This is a genomic window from Janthinobacterium sp. BJB426 (assembly GCF_002735705.1).
GTDB lineage: Bacteria > Pseudomonadota > Gammaproteobacteria > Burkholderiales > Burkholderiaceae_D > Janthinobacterium.
In genome coordinates, this window is record NZ_PDZL01000009.1 from 1 (window position 1) to 18,508 (window position 18,508).

Genomic DNA, 18,508 nt, shown 5'->3' on the forward strand with positions numbered 1-18,508 from the left:
CGTTTCGCTGGCGCCACCGTTTTCTCAGCGTGGCGAAGACGGACCGGCCGCATGGCCTGCATGGCATCGCCGAGGCCGATGAACTCTACGTGCTGGAATCGGAAAAGGGATCGAGGCAGATGACGCGTCCGGCCCGCCGCCGTGGCGGCCGTGCCTTTAAACGCGGCATATCGAATGAGCAAGTCTGCATCCTGGTGGCGCGCGACCGTACGGGCCAGACTCTCGATTTCGTCATGGGCAAAGGCGCGTTGACGAAGGCACAGCTGCACCGATGTTTGTTGCCCGTTATCGACAAGGATGTTCTGCTGGTAACGGATGGTCATGCGGCCTACCGGGCGTTTGCGAGGGAAGCGGGCATCAGCCACCAGGCCGTCAACTTGCGCGCCGGCATCCGTGTGCAAGGTGCCGCGCATGTGCAGAACGTCAATGCGTATCACAGCCGCTTGCGGCAATGGCTGCGTCCGTTTCACGGCGTGGCCACGCGCTACCTGCCAAATTACCTGGGCTGGCGCTGGATACTCGACGCCGGGCGCATCCGTTCGCCAGAAACGTTATTGAAAGCAACGCTGGGAGCATTCCCACATTTGACGGTGACATAGCCTTTACATTCCCAGCCGTGTGCTGACATTTGCTTGCCCTTTGTTACACTCGCCGCCTGCCGCCTGGACTACACTGGCGAAAATGTCTCAGTATTGGAGTTGTCATGGTTCGATCTTTCCGGCCCGCGCTGCTGTGCGCCGCTACCTTCCTCGCCCCCCTTGCCGCATCGGCGGGCGAAATCACCCTGTTCGAGGATGCCGGTTTTCGCGGCCGTCCCGTCACCCTGCGCTCCGACGCGGGCGATTTGTCGCGCATGGGCTTTAACGACAAGACCTCCAGCGTGATCGTGCGCTCGGGCACCTGGGAAGTGTGCAAGGACGCCAATTACAGGGGCAACTGCCGCACCCTGGGACCTGGCCGCTACGGCAGCATGCCGGGCATGAACGACGCCATCTCTTCGGTGCGCGAAGTGGGCCGGCCAGGGCATGGCGGCGGCGATCACCGTCCCTACCCGCCGCGCCCTCCGCGTCCGGAGCCGGAGCGTCCTCATCCCGGCTATCCAGGTTATCCCGGCCACGGCGGCGGCCACCGTCCCGACATGAATGGCGCCGTGCTGATGTTCCCCGATGCGGGCATGCGCGGCCGGCCCGTGCGCCTGGACCGCGAAGTGCATGACTTGAGCCGCTATGGCTTCAACGACCGCGCCGAATCGATCATCGTCAATTACGGCCGCTGGGAATTCTGCGTCGACGCCAACTTCCTCGGCCGCTGCGTGGTGATGGGGCCGGGCAGCTACGGCCGCCTGCACAATGGCCTGGATCGCCGCATATCCTCGCTGCGCCGCGTGCGCTGATTTCGCCGCCGGGCAGCGTTGTATTGTGCACACGCTGTCCGGCGACTAATTCGTGTACTCTTCCCATAGGCAGTTCAACCATGGGGAGCAGGCACGGTGGAATACAAGGACTACTACAAGGAGCTTGGCGTCGAAAAGACGGCGACCGAGGCCGAGATCAAGAAGGCGTACCGCAAACTGGTACGCAAATACCACCCCGACGTGAGCAAGGAGCCGGACGCCGACAAGCGCACCAAGGCCCTCAACGAAGCTTACGGCGTGCTGGGCGACGCGGAAAAGCGCGCCGCCTACGATGAACTGGGCCGTAACCAGGGCGCGCAGGGTCAGCCTTTCCGCCCGCCGCCGGACTGGGGTTCGGGCTACGAATCCTCGGGCGCCGACGACAGCGACTTCTTTGCCGACCTGTTCGCCCACGTGGGCGGGCGGCGCCGCGCCAACAGCACGTTCCAGATGCAGGGCGACGACAGCCATGCCGCCATCACCATCGACCTGCAGGACAGTTACCAGAGCGCCAAGCGCCACATCGTCATGCGCGTGCCCGAAGCGGATGCGCAAGGTCACGTGGTGACGCGCGAACGCACGCTGGAAGTGACGATACCGAAAGGCGTCACGGAAGGACAGCAGCTGCGCATGAAGGGGCAGGGCAATCCCGGCAGCGGCGGCGCGCCCGCCGGCGATCTGTACCTGGAAATCCGCTTCCGGCCCGATGCGCGCTACAAGGTGGAGGGGCGCGACGTCTTCGAGACGGTACCCGTCACGCCGTGGGAAGCGGCGCTGGGCGGCGCAATCGACGTGCCCACGCCATCGGGCACGGTGTCCGTCACGGTGCCGCCCAATTCGCAGACGGGGCGCAAGCTGCGCCTGAAGGGACGCGGTATTCCCGCCGCCCAGCCGGGCGACCTGTACCTGCTGCTCGAAGTGGTGCTGCCGCCGGCCAACGATGACAAGGCGCGCGAACTGTATGCAACCATGGCGCGCGAAATGGCTTTCAATCCGCGCCAGAAGCTGGGAGGGTAAATCATGACTAACAAGGTAATTGGCGAATTGCTCGAAGACCGTGCCCTGAGCCTGGAAGAACTGGCGCGCGCCTGCGCCGTGGAGCCGGACTGGGTGGTGCAGCACGTGCAGACGGGCGTGCTGCTGCAGGACGGCCCGCCGGCGGGGCAACTGACAGCCTGGCGCTTCACGAGCCTGGATCTGGTGCGTGCGCGCCGCCTGCACGAAATCGAATCCGTGTTCGACGCGAACGCGGAACTGGCCGCGCTGGTGGTCGATCTGTCGGAGGAAGTGGCGCGCCTGCGCCGCCGCCTGCACGTGCTGGGCGTCGAGTAGGCTGGAGTCGCCGTTATGCCGGCTCGCCGTGCCGCTGCACGGTGAGCCGGCCGATATAGAATTGCCCATCGATGACGACCCGGTGCGGGATGCCGGCCACGTCGAAGCCGGGACCGCCGTCTTCCATCCACTCCTGCGCCAGCGAGTCGAATTGCTGCGGCGTCATGCGCAGCATCTGCGCCGTGATGACGAAGCGCGCGCCCGGTTTTTGTTTGTTGACGAAGTCGTCGATGCCGGCCATGGTGGTTCCTTTTGATGCTGATCAATGTATGCGCGCATGATACCTGCGCGCGCGTGCTTCTAGAAGACTTGTTCCAGCAGTGGCAACTGCTCCGCAAACCGTTCCGTCAGCCACTTGCCCGCCTGGCCAGGCGGCGTGTCGGCGCGCTGGATCAAATAAATCGGGTAATTCTCGCCATTGTCGACGGCCAGCGGCAGGTGCACCAGGCGGCCTTCCGCCAGGTCGTCGCGCACCATCGCCTCGGGCATGTTGCCCCAGCCCAGGCCCGCGCGCAGCAGCGCATGCTTGGAACCGAGGTCGCCCAGGCGCCAGTTGCGCAAGCCCAGCACACCGAAATCCTGGCCCTGCGTCAGCACGCTGCGGTCGCTGAGCACCAGTTGCACGTGTTCGCGCGCCACGTTGGAGGCGATCGGGCCTGTCAGTTGCGCCAGCGCGTGGCTGGGGGCGGCCACGGGAATCAGGCGCACGTGACCGACGGCCAGGCGCTCGAAGACGCTGGCCGTGGACGTCATCCAGCCACCGAGGCCGATGTGGCAGCTGCCATCCATCACCAGTTGCGCCACGGCGCCCATCGCTTCGATGCGCAAGCGCAGGGCGACGGTGGGGAACTGCGCCTGGAACGCCTCGAGCACGCGCACCAGCACGCAGGTGGGAAACATCACGTCGACCACCACCGACACTTCCGCCTCCAGCCCGCCAGCCAGCGCCTTGGCGCGCGCGCGCATGCCATCGACCTTCAGGGCCACGGCGCGCGCGTCGGCCAGCAGGGCCTTGCCCGCGTCCGTCAGGGTGGGCTTGCGCTTGCCGCGGTCGAGCAGCACCACATTCAATTGTTCTTCCAGGTTGGCGATGGTGTAGCTGATAACGGACTGCGTGCGGTGCAGCTGGCGCGCCGCGTGGGCGAAGCCGCCCGCGTCGATGACGGCGACGAACACGCGCAACTGGTCAAGCGAAGGCTGGCCCGGTTCTCTCATGGTGACTCCATATCTAAAAATTCGATGCTAATCATTTATATTTATACGGTTTCATCGATGGTAGACCCGAACTATGCTGTGTGCAAGGGCCGCGATGCGGCATTCCAGTCTACCGTTTTCGAAGGAGCACTTCATGAGCAAGGTCTTGTATATCAATAGCAGCGTGCGTAACAGCGGATCCCTGTCGCGCCAGTTGTCCGGTGAATTCGTCGCCAAACTGGCCGCGCAAGGCGCCAGCGTCGTCGAACGCGACCTGGCGGCGCAGCCCGTGCCGCACCTGACGGAAGAGGTGATGGGCGCCTTCTTCACGCCGGCCGAGCAGCGCAGCGCGCAGGCGGCAGCAGCCGTGCAATTGTCCGATACTCTGGTCGATGAATTGCTGGCCGCCGACGTGCTGGTGCTGGCCGCACCCATGTACAACTTTTCCGTGCCCTCGACCCTGAAGGCGTGGATCGATCACGTGGCGCGCGCGGGCCGCACGTTCCAGTACACGGCGACGGGCCCGGTCGGCCTGGCCACGGGCAAGAAAGCGGTGATCTTCACGGCCAGCGGCGGCGTCTATAGCGAAGGTCCGGGCGCCGCATATGACTACCTGAGCACCTATCTGCGCATGGCGCTGGGCTTCATCGGCATCACCGATATCGAGTTCGTGCAAGCCGAAGGCGTGGCCATGGGCGAGGATGCCGTCAGCAGCGCGATCGCCAAGGGCCGCGCTTCGATCGAGGCCCTGGCTGCCTGAGTTTGCTTTCACCCTAGTTCCAATGGGGGGTTGCCAATCTGCCATGGTTGACATAAGCTTGCCGGCGGCACGCCCCGTGCCAGGCCGGCGAGCCGTTCGCCATGAAAGTCCCCCATGCACAAGTTGGCAAGCGCAGTACTGTTCGGATGTTCTTTGTTTTCCGCAGGCATGGCGCTGGCGCAGACTGCGCCCCCTGCATCCCCTGCGCCATCCCACGTGGGCCGCCACGCCTCCACGCCTGAAGATATCCGCGCCATTGAAAAAGTCGTCGCCGATTTCCAGGCGGCGCTGATCGCCAAGGATGTCAAGCTGCTGTCGTCGCTGATGCTGCACACCAACATCCTGTTCGCCTCGCCGGCCGACGACGGTTTCATCAAGAAAATGCGCGACACGACGGACGTCCACTTCGATGGCGTCGCGGTGGGCGGCTATATCGCATTCGCCAACTTCATCAAGCGCGAACCCTTGCGCACGGAAGAAAAATTCTACAACGTCAAGATCACCCAGGACCGTCATGTGGCGTGGGTCAACTTCGACTACGAATTCCTCGTCGACAATAAATTGTCCAACTATGGCGTGGAAGCGTGGCAAATGGTCAAGCGCGATGGCGCATGGAAAATCCTCAGCGTCGTGTGGTCCATGCATGCCGCGGCCGAGGCCGGGAAATAGGGGCCAGTGACGCCGCGTCAGTCGGGCGGCAGCTCGCGAATTTCCACCGTTCCCCCTGCGTTCAGTACGGGGTTTCCGATTAACAATTTTTTAGCATCGTCTATACTTTCAGCTTGTACACGTAGATAGCCTGACAAGTGTGACGTAACCGGTTTGGCCTGGCCGGACCGGTGCACGCAGATCCCGGAACCGATGGAGCTGCCACCGCAGAAGCGGCCGCTGGCCCTGAGCATGGCGAAGTAGTCTTCCCAGGCCGAGGTGGCGACGTCCATCGGTGTTTCCGTGTCGTCATGCATGAAGATGAGATAGTCATTCATTCATTTTCTCCTGTGCCGCGTGATAAAAACAAACAGCCGCATCGGGTATCCCGAGCAGGCGTGAACGCATGGTTTTACCCTTTTACCGCGTCAGTCCGTAGAGACAAGCTGTCCGGCCATGTCATTTTTGGAGCGAACATCGTGCCGATAAAGTATGTTGATTTTTATGAGGTGAATTACACGGCGGAACCCTTGCGGGGCTGCAAGCTATGGGGCGCCTACGTCGCCATCTATGCCCCGTCGCGCAACCCCATGCACCGGGTCAACCTGGTGAAAAAGCGCCGGGTGTCGGCCGATCACCAGTTTACAACGGAAGCGGACGCCGTGGCGGAGGCGGGCGAGGCTGCCGTCAAGCTGGTCGAGCGGCGCCAGCGCCGTTATGTCTTCCACCCCTGACCAGGCTTGTTCAGACGCAAGTTATTGCGAATGAGCACAGTCCTGGCGTCGACGGGGTAGGCGCGCCAGCGAAGTTGCCCGTATTATGCAAGATATCAGGCGAGATATCGCCACGCCAGAGGAGCGCCATGAAACGCCAGTTGCACCTGCTTGTCATCGACCCGCAAAACGATTTTTGCGATTTGCCTCCCGCCTGGTTGCCGCAGGATGCGGCGCCGGCGCTGGCCGTGCCTGGCGCCCATGCCGACATGCTGCGCGTGGCGCAGCTGATACGCGAAGGGGGCGGCGGTTTGACGCAGATCAGCGTGACGCTCGATGCCCACCACCGCTACGATATCGCCCACCCCGCCTTCTGGCGTACGGGCGATGGCGGCGCCGTGCCGCCGTTTACGCAGATCAGCGCGCAGCAGGTGCGCGACCGATTGTTCCTGCCCGCCGCCAGCGGCGCCTTGCCGCGTGCGCTGGCTTACCTCGATGCCTTGCAGCAAGCGGGGCGTTACCAGCTGATGGTGTGGCCCGTGCATTGCGAGATCGGCAGCTGGGGCCAGAATATCCACGCGGCCGTGCGCGCCGCCTACAACGGCTGGGAAGTAGCCAACCTGCAAGTGGTGGCCAAGCTGAGCAAGGGTTCCAACCCATGGACCGAGCATTACTCGGCCGTCATGGCGGAAGTGCCCGACGCGCAGGATGCTGCCACCCAGCTGAACCTGGATTTCCTCGCCACTTTGCTGCCGGCGCAGCAGATTTATGTCACCGGCGAGGCGGGCAGCCATTGCGTAAAAGCCAGTACCGAGCACATCGCCGACTACCTGGAAGCGCAGCAAGGCAAGGCGGCCCTGTCGCGCCTGGTCTTGCTGACGGACTGCATGAGTCCCGTCACGGGCTTTGCCGCGCAGCAGCGCGACTTCCTTGTCGCAATGCAGGCGCGCGGCGCGCGGCTGGCGACTGCCGCCGACGTCTTGCCTGAATTGTTGGCCAACGCGGCTGCCTGAGCCGTTTGTTAAACGTGTCCTGCTGAAATGCTTGCGGTGGCGTACTATTCTGGCTTCAGGAAGTTGGAGAAAACACACATGACCCCGATAGTGCGCAGTTTGCTGGAAACCGATCTGTATAAATTTACAATGTGGCAAGCATTGCTGCACGGTCATCCGAATACCCATACCGAATACGAATTTGTCTGCCGCAACGCCACCGCCTTTCCCCTGGCCGAACTGAAGGGCGAGCTGGAAGAACAGCTCGATCACCTGTGCTCGATGTCGTTTGCCGACGACGAGCTGGCCTATCTGCGCACCTTGCGCTTCATGAAGAGCGATTTCGTCGACTTTTTGACGGTGTTCCGCTTCCAGCGCAAATTCATCGACGTCAGCACGGATGGCGATACCCTGCTCGTGCACGCGGCCGGGCCGCAGGTACACGTGATGGGCTTCGAGATTTTTGTGCTGTACATCATCAACGAACTGTATTTCCGCCGCTTCGACCTCGATGCGGCCATGCGCGAAGGGCGGCACCGCCTGGGCTTGAAAGTGGAAGCCGTCAAGGAATTCGGCAAGCTGCCACGGCGCAAGCATCCGTTCGAGTTTTCCGACTTCGGCGTGCGCCGGCGTTTTTCTGGCGCCTGGCATGACGAAGTGGTGCAACGGCTGGCGCGCGACGTGCCCGAGTACTTCAAGGGTACGTCGAATGTCTACCTGGCGAAAAAGCTGGGCATCGTGCCGATCGGCACCATGGCGCATGAATACATGCAATCGTTCCAGTCGTTTGGCGTGCGCCTGCGCGACTTTCAAAAGGCGGCACTGGAAGACTGGGTGCAGGAATACCGGGGCGACCTGGGCATTGCCCTGACGGACGTGGTCGGCATGGATGCCTTCCTGGCCGATTTCGACCTGTATTTCGCCAAGCTGTTCGACGGCTTGCGTCACGATTCGGGCGACCCCGTCGAGTGGGGCGAGAAGGCGCTGGCCCATTATGCGACCCTGCGCATCGACGCCAATACCAAGCGCCTCGTGTTTTCCGACGGCCTGGACCTGGACAAGGCGTTCGCCCTGTACCAGCACTTCGCCGACCGCATCATGACGGGCTTTGGCATCGGCACCAATCTCACCAACGACGTCGGTTTGACGCCGCTCAATATTGTCATGAAACTGGTGCGTTGCAATGGCCAGTCCGTGGCGAAACTGTCGGATTCGCCGGGCAAGACCCTGTGCAAGGATGAAACTTTCCTTGCTTACTTGCGGCAGGTGTTTCACCATCCTGCCGTTTAAGGCGCCGGTACGGGCATTCACAGCCCGTGCCGACTGCCAATATTAAAACCCGGCCACCACCGTGTTCATGTGCTCCACTTGCGGTGGGGCGGCAAAGAATTCACCCACCAGGCCGCGCCAGGCCTGGAAGTCGTCGCTGCCGCGGAAATGCACGGTATGGTCTTCCAGGGTGGCCCAGCCCACCACCAGGCGGTAGGCATCGCCGTTTTCGATCGAGCGCTCCAGGCGCATCGATTCGCAGCCGCGCGCGCGCTGGAACAGGGGGATGGCTTTCGTCACGGCCGCTTCGAAGGCAGCATGCGTGGCTGATTTGATCTGGATGTGGGCAATTTCAAAAATCATGGCAAGTTCCACTGTGGAATGAAGGAAGCTGGATCTTGCCATAATTTGGCCGCGCAAGGGAGACCGTCAGCCTGCCTGCGCGTGCGCGCCCGTGCGCCGGCCGCCCGCGTGGCTGGCCGTGCGCTGTTCGATGTCGCAGCCATTGCAGGCCTGCACGATGGCGTGCGCCCGTTGCCGTTCCTGCGCATTGCCGATGGTCACGACGAGGCGGAACATGCCGCGCCACGCGGCCTTGCCCTGTATGGGGACGGCTTCGTCGTCGACCGTGTCGAGCTGCACGGCGTGCGCGGGGAAGCCATCATCGAGCAGGGCGCTGCGGGCCTGCTGCGCATCGGCAAAGTGGTCGAAGATACGGATCAGGGCGGGTGAAACAAGGGGGCTGGTGGCGGTGTGCATGGCCAGGCTTTCGAATAGGGGCGTCCGGGTTTGACCTGCCAGCCTGCAAATAATTCTGCCTCAGCCTGTAAAATCCTCGATCAAGGCGCAAAAGTTTGATAAATATCCAGTATGGTTGCCAAGTCGCGCTAAGATACGCCTTGCGGTATCAATCTTTCATAGGAGAACTAAATGGCAGCGAAGAAAATTCTGTTTTTGACCGGCGATTTTGCAGAAGATTATGAAACGATGGTGCCGTTCCAGGCCCTGCTGATGCTGGGCCATACCGTGCATGCCGTTTGTCCCGGCAAGAAAAGCGGCGAGACGATCAAGACGGCCATCCACGATTTCGAGGGCGACCAGACTTACACGGAAAAGCCGGGCCATCTGTTTACGCTGAACGCCAGCTTCGACGAGATCGACCCGGCCGACTATGACGCCGTGATGATTGCCGGCGGTCGCGCGCCCGAATATTTGCGCCTGAACGAAAAAGTCATCGCCGCCGTGCGTCACTTCGCCGAGGCGGGCAAGCCTGTCGCGGCCGTCTGCCACGGCGCGCAATTGCTGGCCGCCGCCGATGTCATCCGTGGCAAGCGCATTTCCGCCTATCCCGCCTGCGCGCCGGAAGTGAAACTGGCGGGCGGCACGTATGCCGACATCGCCGTCACGGACGCCGTCACCGATGGCCAGTTCGTCACGGCGCCGGCCTGGCCTGCGCATCCGGCCTGGCTGGCGCAGTTCGTCAAGCTGCTGGGCACCGAGATCCGTTTGTAACCTTTACCAGCCCGGCAGGCCGCAGCGTTTGCCGGGCGCACCACTTTTCAGATTCGAGTTCTTCATGCATGCGCCGCGCAGTCAACCTTCCCGCAAACAACTTCCAGCGTCGCGCTGGCGCCAGCGCCGCCTGGCGCAAGCCGAATCGGGCCTGAGCGCCGCGCAGGAGCGCCAGCTGGCCACCCTGCACGAGATTTCCACCTTGCTGGCGGGACAGCACGCCATCGATGCGCTGTGCCGTGGCTTCCTGCGCCACGTGATGCAGTTCGCGCAAGCCGAAGGCGGCACCGTGCGCATCCTCGATCCGCAGCACGATACCGTGCATATCATCGTGCACGAGGGCATTTCCGATGCCATGGTGGAAGAGGAACACTGCATCCGCAACAACGATTGCCTGTGTGGCGCGGCCGTGGCGCAGGGCGTGATCCAGATCCGCGATTTCCGCCAGGTCGATGCGCTGCAGCGTTACCGTTGCCAGGACGAAGGTTTTATCGCCATCGCCGTCTTCCCCATCCTCGCGCGCGACCAGGTGGTGGGCAGTTTTTCGCTGCACTTTGCGCGCCCGCAAGCCGTGCATGCGCAGCAGCAGGGCTGGCTGGAAACCCTGGGCCAGAGCCTGGGCATCGCCATCGAAAACCAGCGCCTGATCGCGCGCGAAAAGGAATTCGCCGTGGCGCGCGAACGCAGCCTGCTGGCCGAAGGCTTGCATGACAGCATCGCGCAAAGCCTGAACTTCATCAGCCTGCAAGTGCAGATGCTCGACGATTCCGTGCGCCGGGGCCAGCTCGACGAAGCGGCCGAAGTGTTGCCGCTGATGCGCATGGGTGTCGAGCAAAGCTATCAGGACGTGCGCGAATTGCTCGTCAATTTCCGCACGCGCTGGCATGGCAGCGACCTCGAAAGCAAACTCAGCGAAGTACTGGCCAAGTTCGAACTGCAGACGGGCGTCGTCGGCACCCTGGACATGAGCGGCAATGGCGCGCCACTGGCGCCCGAGCAGCAGCTGCAGATATTGTTCATCGTGCAGGAAGCGTTGTCGAATATCCGCAAGCACGCGCAAGCGAGCAACGTGGCCCTGCGCGTGGAAAACGGGCGCGATTTTGCGCTGCAGGTGCGCGACGATGGCGAAGGATTTGCTGCCAACCTGCGCGACAAGAAAACGGAATTGCAGATCGGCTTGCGTATCATGCAGGAACGGGCCGAGCGGCTCGGTGCGCAATTTGCCATCGACAGCACGCCCGGCGGCGGCACGACGATCTCGCTGGCCTTGCCGGCAGCCCGGCGCCAGGCCGCGTAACAGATGAATCATCCTTATCAGGCAACAAACACGTGAACGCACCAATCAAAATCCTGCTGGTCGATGACCACACCTTGCTGCGCAGCGGCGTCAAGCTGCTGTTGCAGCGCAATCCTCAATTCCAGGTGGTGGGCGAGGCATCGAATGGGCTCGACGGCGTGCGCCTGACGGCCGAACTGCAGCCCGACGTGGTGCTGATGGACTTGAACATGCCTGGCGTGTCCGGCGTCGAGGCGCTGCAGCTGATCCTGCAGGCCCTGCCGCAGATGGTCGTGCTGATGCTGACCGTGTCGGAAAACGCAGCCGACCTGGGCGCGGCCCTGCGCGCCGGTGCGCGCGGCTATTTGCTGAAAAATATCGAGGCCGAGCAGCTGGGCCAGGCCATTTGCCGCGCCGCCGCCGGCGAATCCGTGATTGCCGACGCCATGACGGCCAAGCTCGTGTCGCAGTTCCGCGCGGGGCAGAACGCGCCCCAGGCCGACTATGACAAACTGACGCCGCGCGAACGCGAAGCCATGGCCTGCCTGGCGCAAGGACTGAGCAACAAGGAAATCGCGCGCCAGCTCGACGTGGCCGAAAGCACGGTGAAAATCCACGTGCAAAACATCCTCAAGAAGCTTAAGCTCAGCAGCCGCGTGCAGATCGCCGTGTATGCGGTCGAGCGCGAATTGAGCAAATAAAGATCAAACAAAGTGCAAATAGTGCGCAAGCAATGCGCGATTGTTTGATCTGCATGGCGTTCCGGCCTAGACAACCCTAGTTCCTTTGACGTATGGCCTTGACCGTGCCGGCCCATTACACTCTTAGTCATTCGCTAATCTAATAAGAGAGTGTCATGCATAAGGTCAACGTCGATGGCTTGCTATCGAGCCAGGCTCTGTTCCGCCATATTTCCCCTTCGCAATTAGAGCAATTGCGCCAGGATGTCGTGCGTGTTGAAGTGGAAAAAGGCAAAGTGCTGTTTCGCAAGGGCGAAGTGGCGGAAGGCGCCTATGTGGTGGTTTTCGGCCTCGTCAAGCTGAGCGTGTTTTCCATGGAAGGTACGGACAAGGTACTGGAACTGATCCGTCCGGGCCAGAGTTTCGGCGAAGCCATGATTTTCCTCGATGAACCGTATCCATTCTGCGCCGAAGCGCTCGAGCACTGCTTGCTGCTGCGCATCCCGCCGCACGCGCTGCTGCGCCTGCTGGACCAGTCGCCGCGCATCGCGCGCCAGATGATGAACAGCCTGTCGCATCATCTGATGGGTTTCATCCGCAACGTGGAGCGCTGCTCCGTGCAGAACGCCACCCAGCGCGTGGTCGAGTATTTGCTGCAGGCGTCGGACCAGCAGCGCTCGAACGAGGTCAAGCTGGACCTGAAGAAAAGTCTGTTGGCATCGTTCCTGAACCTGGCACCCGCCACCCTGTCGCGCGTGCTGCACCAGCTGACGGACTTGCATTTGATTAAAGTCAGCGGTTCGCTGATCCAGATCCAGCCCGATGCCTTGAAAACATATCGCCATGGTTCCACTGCGGCCATGCTGAATTAAGCGTTTATCACTCAGCTTTTTCAGTAGGCAAGGTCAGCCGCCAGAACAGCAGGGCGAGCAAGCTGACCGCCGCGCCCAGCGCGCATACCCCATGCCAGCCCGCCAGCGCATACACGCTGGTGGCGGCAATCGCACCGAGTCCGCTTCCCACCGCATAAAACAGCATGTAGCACGCCACCAGGCGGCTGTGCGCGTCGCTGTCGTCCTTGAAGATCAGGCTCTGGTTCGTCACGTGGATAGCCTGGCCCGCCAGATCCAGCGCGATGATGCCGACGATTAACGGCCACAGGGCCGCGCCCGCAAAGCTGAGCGGCAGCCACGCGGCCAGCAGAAGCAACAGGGCCGCGCCCGTCGTCCACTGCGAGCGGCCCTTGTCGGCCAATGCTCCCGCCTGCGCCGCGCCCAGCGCCCCGATCACCCCGACGAGGCCAAACGCGCCGATGGCTGCATGGCTATAGCCTTGCGCCGTCAGGGGCAGCACCAGGGCGCTCCAGAAAATATTGAAGACGGCAAACATCAGCAGGGCCAGCATGCCCCGTACGCGCAGCACTTTGTTGTGCATCAACATCTCCACCATGGAAGCGAGCAGGGCGCCGTAGGCCAGTTTTTGACTGGATGGCTGCGCCGGTGGCAGCTTGCGCCACAGCAGCAACAGCAGAGCGCAGGCGATGGTCGCCGAGACAACGTACACGGCGCGCCAGTCGGCCAGGTCCGCCACCACGCCGGACAGGGTGCGCGCCAGCAGCAAGCCGATCACCACGCCGCCCTGTGCCATGCCGACGACTCTTCCCCGTTCATGGCTGGCCGCCGCGCTGGCCGCATAGGCGATCAAGCCCTGCGTCATGGCCGTGCCCAGCAAGCCCACCAGCAGCATGCCGCCCAGCAAGGCGGCCGTGGAACGGGCGCAGCCCAGCGCCGCCAGGGTGATGGCCAGCAAGCCCAGCTGGAACAGGGTCAGGCGGCGCCGGTTCAGCATGTCGCCCAAGGGAACGAGCAGCAGCAGGGCCAGCGCGCAGCCGATCTGCGTGGCCGTGATGACCATGCCGCTGGCGGCCTCCGTCATGCCGAATTCGTGCGCCAGTGTGGCGAGCAAGGGCTGGGCGTAATACACATTGGCCACGCTGAGGCCGGCCGCCGTGGCAAACAGCCAGACGAGGGAAGGGGGAAGTGCTGTCGTGATGGGAGTCGTCGTATCGCGCATGGGTTTTTAGGTAGGTGGTTTCAAATTAAAACCAGTTGGAGTCTACGCCGAGAAGTTTTAAAATGCAACCACTCAATCCTGGAGCATGATGATGGCCAAGCGCAAGAGCCTGAAAACCGACCCCTGTCCCGTGGCGCGCGCGCTCGACGTGATCGGCGAGCGCTGGTCGCTGCTGATCGTGCGCGACGCCTTCGACGGCATGCGCAGGTTCGGCGAGTTCCAGAAAAGCCTGGGCGTGGCGAAGAACATCCTGGCCGACCGCCTGCACACCCTGGTGGAAGAGGGCATCTTCACGGTCGCGCCCGCCTCGGACGGCACGGCCTACCAGGAATACGTGCTGACGCAAAAGGGGCTGGCCCTGTTTCCCGTCGTCGTCGGCTTGCGCCAGTGGAGCGAGACGCAGCTGTTCGAATCAGGCGAGGCGCATTCGACCTTGCTGCAGCGTGGCTCAGGCTTGCCCGTGCGCAGGATGGACGTGCTGGCGCCCGATGGCCGCGTGTTGCAGGCGGGCGACACCGTCGTGCACAAGGTCGTGGCGCCATGAGCCGCACGGTGGCAGTCATCGGCGGCGGCATCACGGGCGTCACCACCGCTTACGCGCTGGCGCAACGGGGCGTCAATGTCACCCTGATCGAGCGCCACCGCTATGCGGCCATGGAAACGTCGTATGCGAACGGCGGGCAATTGTCGGCCTCACATGCGGAGGTGTGGAACCACAAGGCAACGGTACTGAACGCCCTGAAATGGATGGCGCGGCGCGATGCACCCTTGCTGCTCCATCCCTGGCCCAGCTGGCACAAGCTGAGCTGGTTTGCTCAATTCCTTGCTGCCATGCCGGGTTATGAACGCAATACCATCGCCACGGCCCGCATGGCGATCGCCGCGCGCGAACATCTGTTTGCGTGGGCAGAGCAAGAGAATATTGATTTCGATCACCGCCGCGCCGGCATTCTGCACGTCTACCGCGACCAGCGCGGCTTCGAGCGGGCGGCCGGCGTGTCGCGCCTGCTGGCGCAAGGGGGCTTGCAGCGGCGCGCCGTGACCTTGACGGAAATGCGCGCCATCGAGCCGGCGCTGCAAGGTAATTTTTACGGCGGCTATTACACGGACAGCGATTCCACGGGCGACATCCACAAATTCACCAGCGGCCTGGCCGACGCCTGCGTCCGCCTGGGGGTGCCGTGCCGCTACGGCGCACAGGTCACGGCGCTGGCGCGCGAACATGGCAAGGTGCGCGTCTCCATGGATGGGGACAGCACCGTGTTTGACGCCGTCATCATTTGCGCGGGCACGGCCAGCCGCGCCATGGCAGCAATGCTGGGCGACCATGTGAACGTGTATCCCGTGAAAGGCTATTCGATCACCGTGCAGCTCGATGATGCGGCCAGCCGCGCGGCCGCACCGTCCATCAGCCTGCTCGACGACGCCACCAAGCTGGTCAGCAGCCGCCTGGGCGAAGACCGGCTCAGGGTGGCGGGCACGGCGGAATTCAATGGCGTCAACCACGACATCCGCGCCGACCGCATCCGCCCGCTATTGCAGTGGGTGGAGCAGTGTTTTCCGGGTATCAATACGCGCAAGGTGATCCCCTGGGCCGGTTTGCGCCCCATGCTGCCTGCCATGCTGCCGAAAGTGGGGCCGGGCAAGGCGCCGGGCGTGTACTACAACACGGGCCACGGCCACCTGGGCTGGACCCTGGCAGCCGCCACGGCGGAGATGGTGGCGCAGCAAGTGGCTGCCATGGCGCAGGATTGAAGCATGCCAACGATTGCCATCCTGATCTTTCCCGGCGTGCAGGCGCTCGACGTCAGCGGGCCCATGGACGTGTTTGCCGAAGCGAACAGCTTTTTGCCACCCGAACAGCATTACGTGATCGAAGTGTTGGGCACGCAGGAAGGCTTGCTGCGCTGCTCCAACGGGCTATGTCTGGCTGCGCACCGGCATTATGCGCAGGTGCACGACGCCTATGACCTGTTGCTGGTGGCGGGCGGTCCCGGCTTGCCGGCGCAAGCGCGTGACGCGGACCTGAGCGCCTGGCTGGCCAGCGCGGCCGGCAAGGCGCGCCGCCACGGCTCCATCTGCAATGGCGCGTTCTTGCTGGGCCATGCGGGCTTGCTCGATGGAAAAAAGGTTGCCACGCACTGGAACGATGCGGCGGCGCTGGCCGCCCGTTTTCCGTTGGCGCAAGTCGATGCGGACAGTATTTATCTGCATGACGGCAAGCTGGTCAGCTCTGCGGGCGTGACGGCGGGCATCGACCTGTCGCTATCCTTGCTAGCAGACGACTGTGGAGCGCAACTGGCGCTGCAGGTGGCGCGGCGGCTGGTGGTGTACACGCAGCGCCAGGGCGGGCAGTCGCAGTTCAGTCCGTACCTGACCCCGGTCGTCGATGCTTCCTCGCCCGTGGCGCAGGCGCAGCAATACGTGCTGGCACACCTTGGCGCGGCGCTCGATGTGGATACCTTGGCGCGGCTGGTGGCCATGAGCCCGCGCAACTTTGCCCGGGTCTTCGTGCGCGAGCTGGGCGTGACGCCGGCATACTTCATTGAAAGCGCCCGGCTCGATGCGGCGCGCGCCTTGCTCGAAGCGGGTAGCGAGCCGCTGAAAACCGTCGCCTGGCGCTGCGGCTTTGGCACGGCCGACCAGTTGCGCACGGTGTTTCTGCGGCGCCTGGGCGTATCGGCCAAACAATACCGGCAGAACTTTTCCAGCCTTCAATAGTTGGATGGCAGGAATCCCCGCCATGCTGTCCGGAAAGCACGGCAGCCAGCACCCCCGCCCATCACGCCGCAAACCTATACTTTTCCTGCTGGCGCGCCACTTCGGCGCGCCCTTGAGGAAAGTCAAACATGCACACCACACTGGACGCCGAGCGGGTCGGCCCCGCCTATACTGAGGACGGCATGCTGCTGGCGCGCCGCAAGACACGCGAGGCGATCGCCGCCATTGCCGCGCGCATCCGCCCCGGCATGCTGGAAGAAGACGCCGTCGCCATGGCGAAGCAGGTGCTGCTGGACATGGGCCTGGCTCTGAGCTGGCATCCCACGCGCGTGCGCTTCGGCCGCAACACGCTCAAACCGATGAAGCGGGCCTCCGAGCCGGGCGTGATCCTGCAAGAGGACGATATTTTCTTCCTCGATATCGCCCCCCGTGTGCAGGCGTGGGAGGGCGATGGCGGCGCCACGTTTACGGTGGGCGACAGCGCGCAGCAGGCGGACTATGCCCACTGCGCGCGCGATGCCGAATGCCTGTTCCACCAGGTGCGCGCCGTGTGGCAGCGCGACAGGCTGACGGGACAAGCGCTGTATGCCTACGCAGAGGAGGAAGCGCGCAAGCTGGGCTGGGCGCTGAACTTTGACCTCGGCGGCCACCGCGTGTCCGATTTCCCGCACGCGACGATCTACGCGGGCGCGCTGGCCGACGCGGATTTTTCTCCGTCACCGATGCGCTGGATACTGGAAATCCATTTGCGCCATCCGACCTTGCCGTATGGCGCATTTTTCGAGGACATGCTGCTCGATGATAACTACTATGCTTAATTCTTCGGCAGCAAATCGCTGAGCGCAGCGCGGCCTTTGACGGTGAGGAAGGGGCCGACCTTGCTGTAGGGCAGTAAAAAGTCATTTTCGCAGCCGCTGCCGTTCGAGTCTTCCCAGAAGGACACGCCTTCCGGCTTCAGGGACAGGTGGAAGCGGCCGCGGCCGTCGTAATCCGTGCCCTTGCACTCGGCGTCGATCTTGACGTCCTTGAAGAGGGCCTGGCGCAGGCGGTCCGGCAATTCGGCCTTGTCGTCGCCACCGCTGGCGCTGGCGCCAAACCAGTTCCACACGTCCGTTTCCTGGCCCGTTTTCACGTCCCAAGTGCGGAACTTGATGGAGATGCCGCTGGCGCCATAGCCGGCCGCCCAGCGGTAGAATTTGATCGTCACCCAGCGCGGCGACCAGTAAGTGGGCTCCGCATACACTTCGTCTTCCGTCGTGAAACCGTTGCGGCCCAGGTATTCGCGGCGCGTCGCATAGAAGTCTTCCAGGTCCTTCTTGTTCTTCGCCAGCACGGCGCGCAGCTGCGTATTGATTTTCGCGATGCCATCGCCGGGCGCGATCAGTTCCACCGTGATGGTGTCGCCCACTTGCAGGTTGCGGTATTGCCTGCCTTCAAAGGTAACGGGTTTACTTACCTTGGTGCTGGGAAACGCTTCCAGCGCCAGGTTGTAGGCATCGCTGGCGCACGATGGATGTTCGCGGTCGCCCGCCGCTTCCAGCAAGGTCAAGGCCACGGGCAGGGTCTTGCCGCTTTTCGGGTCCGTCCATGTGCCGGTGACCTTGTCGTTTTGCGGGGTATCCAGGCTCCACGTGCCTGTCGTGTCGCCCTTGGCGTCGAGTTCCTGCCACAGCGCCTTGCCGTTCGGCTTGGAGAGCATGATCGGCGTCTTGTAGCGCGTGTAGTAATAATTGCCGCTGCGGTCAGACCCTTGCGTGGGGCTGGGCTGGTTGAAGCAGGCCACGATATTGGCTCTGCCCACGGTGCCCTGCCATACCCCTTGCACGGGCGCATCGCCAGCCATGGCGATATGGAAGGCGGGCAGGGTCAGGCAAGCAAACAGAAAGCGGCGCATCGGTTAATCCTCTCGTGGGCGAAGGCCGATTTTACATGGCCGCGCCCACGA

The 18,508-nt window shown here is 63.1% G+C and carries 24 protein-coding genes; 17 read left to right on the plus strand and 7 right to left on the minus strand.

Annotated features, from left to right (window positions below; translation table 11 throughout):
- The 4 genes from CSQ93_RS15635 to CSQ93_RS15650 all read left to right on the plus strand — a co-directional run.
- A partial coding sequence (locus CSQ93_RS15635) for an IS1595 family transposase (RefSeq protein ID WP_158301257.1) occupies positions 1-599 on the plus strand: 599 nt, incomplete at its 5' end.
- 104 nt (positions 600-703) lie between these two features.
- Complete coding sequence (locus tag CSQ93_RS15640; protein WP_099378842.1) at positions 704-1,393, plus strand: beta/gamma crystallin-related protein; 690 nt, start codon at positions 704-706, stop codon at positions 1,391-1,393.
- Positions 1,394-1,489: 96 nt separating this feature from the next.
- A complete protein-coding gene (locus CSQ93_RS15645) occupies positions 1,490-2,410 on the plus strand; it encodes a DnaJ C-terminal domain-containing protein (RefSeq protein ID WP_099378843.1) in 921 nt (306 codons plus the stop codon).
- A 3-nt stretch (positions 2,411-2,413) separates the two neighbouring features.
- Positions 2,414-2,725, plus strand: coding sequence for a MerR family transcriptional regulator (locus tag CSQ93_RS15650; protein ID WP_034759737.1), 312 nt, complete (start codon positions 2,414-2,416; stop codon positions 2,723-2,725).
- Positions 2,726-2,738: 13 nt separating this feature from the next.
- Here the strand turns inward: CSQ93_RS15650 and CSQ93_RS15655 are convergent, their stop codons facing one another.
- Both CSQ93_RS15655 and CSQ93_RS15660 read right to left on the minus strand, forming a co-directional pair.
- Positions 2,739-2,966 (minus strand): hypothetical protein, encoded by a 228-nt coding sequence (locus CSQ93_RS15655; protein WP_099378844.1) that lies wholly within the window; start codon positions 2,964-2,966, stop codon positions 2,739-2,741.
- A 59-nt stretch (positions 2,967-3,025) separates the two neighbouring features.
- Positions 3,026-3,940, minus strand: a complete 915-nt coding sequence (locus tag CSQ93_RS15660; protein WP_099378845.1) for a LysR family transcriptional regulator — start codon at positions 3,938-3,940, stop codon at positions 3,026-3,028.
- 133 nt (positions 3,941-4,073) lie between these two features.
- Between CSQ93_RS15660 and CSQ93_RS15665 the strand changes: the two genes are divergently transcribed.
- Entirely contained in the window at positions 4,074-4,679 is a 606-nt protein-coding gene (locus CSQ93_RS15665; protein WP_099378846.1) for an FMN-dependent NADH-azoreductase, read from the plus strand.
- A gap of 114 nt (positions 4,680-4,793) precedes the next feature.
- The gene (locus CSQ93_RS15670) at positions 4,794-5,348 is read left to right on the plus strand and encodes a hypothetical protein (RefSeq protein WP_158301258.1); all 555 of its coding nucleotides are present in this window, start codon (positions 4,794-4,796) and stop codon (positions 5,346-5,348) included.
- Positions 5,349-5,365: 17 nt separating this feature from the next.
- Here CSQ93_RS15670 and CSQ93_RS15675 read toward each other — a convergent pair whose 3' ends face one another.
- On the minus strand, positions 5,366-5,665 hold the full coding sequence (locus CSQ93_RS15675) for a hypothetical protein (protein ID WP_099378848.1): 300 nt from the start codon (positions 5,663-5,665) through the stop codon (positions 5,366-5,368).
- Positions 5,666-5,806: 141 nt separating this feature from the next.
- Between CSQ93_RS15675 and CSQ93_RS15680 the strand changes: the two genes are divergently transcribed.
- The 3 genes from CSQ93_RS15680 (at position 5,807) to pncB (ending at position 8,322) form a co-directional block, all read left to right on the plus strand.
- Complete coding sequence (locus CSQ93_RS15680; RefSeq protein WP_099378849.1) at positions 5,807-6,061, plus strand: hypothetical protein; 255 nt, start codon at positions 5,807-5,809, stop codon at positions 6,059-6,061.
- Between the two features lie 128 nt (positions 6,062-6,189).
- Positions 6,190-7,053, plus strand: a complete 864-nt coding sequence (locus CSQ93_RS15685) for a cysteine hydrolase (RefSeq protein WP_099378850.1) — start codon at positions 6,190-6,192, stop codon at positions 7,051-7,053.
- A gap of 78 nt (positions 7,054-7,131) precedes the next feature.
- A complete protein-coding gene (gene pncB, locus CSQ93_RS15690; RefSeq protein WP_099378851.1) occupies positions 7,132-8,322 on the plus strand; it encodes a nicotinate phosphoribosyltransferase in 1,191 nt (396 codons plus the stop codon).
- A gap of 42 nt (positions 8,323-8,364) precedes the next feature.
- Here pncB and CSQ93_RS15695 read toward each other — a convergent pair whose 3' ends face one another.
- Positions 8,365-8,664 (minus strand): antibiotic biosynthesis monooxygenase family protein, encoded by a 300-nt coding sequence (locus CSQ93_RS15695; protein WP_099378852.1) that lies wholly within the window; start codon positions 8,662-8,664, stop codon positions 8,365-8,367.
- 66 nt (positions 8,665-8,730) lie between these two features.
- Entirely contained in the window at positions 8,731-9,060 is a 330-nt protein-coding gene (locus tag CSQ93_RS15700) for a hypothetical protein (RefSeq protein ID WP_099378853.1), read from the minus strand.
- Between the two features lie 171 nt (positions 9,061-9,231).
- Here CSQ93_RS15700 and CSQ93_RS15705 point away from each other — a divergent pair, with 171 nt between their 5' ends.
- The 4 genes from CSQ93_RS15705 (at position 9,232) to CSQ93_RS15720 (ending at position 12,641) form a co-directional block, all read left to right on the plus strand.
- The gene (locus CSQ93_RS15705; protein WP_099378854.1) at positions 9,232-9,813 is read left to right on the plus strand and encodes a DJ-1/PfpI family protein; all 582 of its coding nucleotides are present in this window, start codon (positions 9,232-9,234) and stop codon (positions 9,811-9,813) included.
- Positions 9,814-9,877: 64 nt separating this feature from the next.
- Positions 9,878-11,110, plus strand: a complete 1,233-nt coding sequence (locus CSQ93_RS15710) for a GAF domain-containing sensor histidine kinase (protein WP_099378855.1) — start codon at positions 9,878-9,880, stop codon at positions 11,108-11,110.
- A gap of 32 nt (positions 11,111-11,142) precedes the next feature.
- Positions 11,143-11,790, plus strand: coding sequence for a response regulator (locus CSQ93_RS15715; protein ID WP_099378856.1), 648 nt, complete (start codon positions 11,143-11,145; stop codon positions 11,788-11,790).
- 155 nt (positions 11,791-11,945) lie between these two features.
- Complete coding sequence (locus tag CSQ93_RS15720; RefSeq protein ID WP_034781930.1) at positions 11,946-12,641, plus strand: Crp/Fnr family transcriptional regulator; 696 nt, start codon at positions 11,946-11,948, stop codon at positions 12,639-12,641.
- Between the two features lie 7 nt (positions 12,642-12,648).
- Here CSQ93_RS15720 and CSQ93_RS15725 read toward each other — a convergent pair whose 3' ends face one another.
- Positions 12,649-13,842 (minus strand): MFS transporter, encoded by a 1,194-nt coding sequence (locus CSQ93_RS15725; protein ID WP_099378857.1) that lies wholly within the window; start codon positions 13,840-13,842, stop codon positions 12,649-12,651.
- A 91-nt stretch (positions 13,843-13,933) separates the two neighbouring features.
- On the opposite strand from CSQ93_RS15725, the gene CSQ93_RS15730 reads away from it, so the two are divergent.
- The 4 genes from CSQ93_RS15730 (at position 13,934) to CSQ93_RS15745 (ending at position 17,381) form a co-directional block, all read left to right on the plus strand.
- Entirely contained in the window at positions 13,934-14,386 is a 453-nt protein-coding gene (locus CSQ93_RS15730) for a winged helix-turn-helix transcriptional regulator (protein ID WP_099379009.1), read from the plus strand.
- Positions 14,383-15,597: a D-amino acid dehydrogenase gene (locus CSQ93_RS15735; protein ID WP_099378858.1), complete on the plus strand. Its 1,215-nt coding sequence runs from the start codon at positions 14,383-14,385 to the stop codon at positions 15,595-15,597. Before CSQ93_RS15730 ends, CSQ93_RS15735 begins: the two co-directional genes overlap by 4 nt.
- 3 nt (positions 15,598-15,600) lie before the next feature.
- Positions 15,601-16,563 (plus strand): GlxA family transcriptional regulator, encoded by a 963-nt coding sequence (locus CSQ93_RS15740; protein WP_099378859.1) that lies wholly within the window; start codon positions 15,601-15,603, stop codon positions 16,561-16,563.
- Positions 16,564-16,691: 128 nt separating this feature from the next.
- Complete coding sequence (locus CSQ93_RS15745) at positions 16,692-17,381, plus strand: M24 family metallopeptidase (protein WP_099378860.1); 690 nt, start codon at positions 16,692-16,694, stop codon at positions 17,379-17,381.
- On the opposite strand, the gene CSQ93_RS15750 is transcribed toward CSQ93_RS15745, so the two are convergent.
- Positions 17,378-18,457, minus strand: a complete 1,080-nt coding sequence (locus tag CSQ93_RS15750; protein WP_099378861.1) for a hypothetical protein — start codon at positions 18,455-18,457, stop codon at positions 17,378-17,380. The two genes, CSQ93_RS15745 and CSQ93_RS15750, sit on opposite strands and share 4 nt — an antisense overlap.
- Positions 18,458-18,508: the final 51 nt, after the last annotated feature.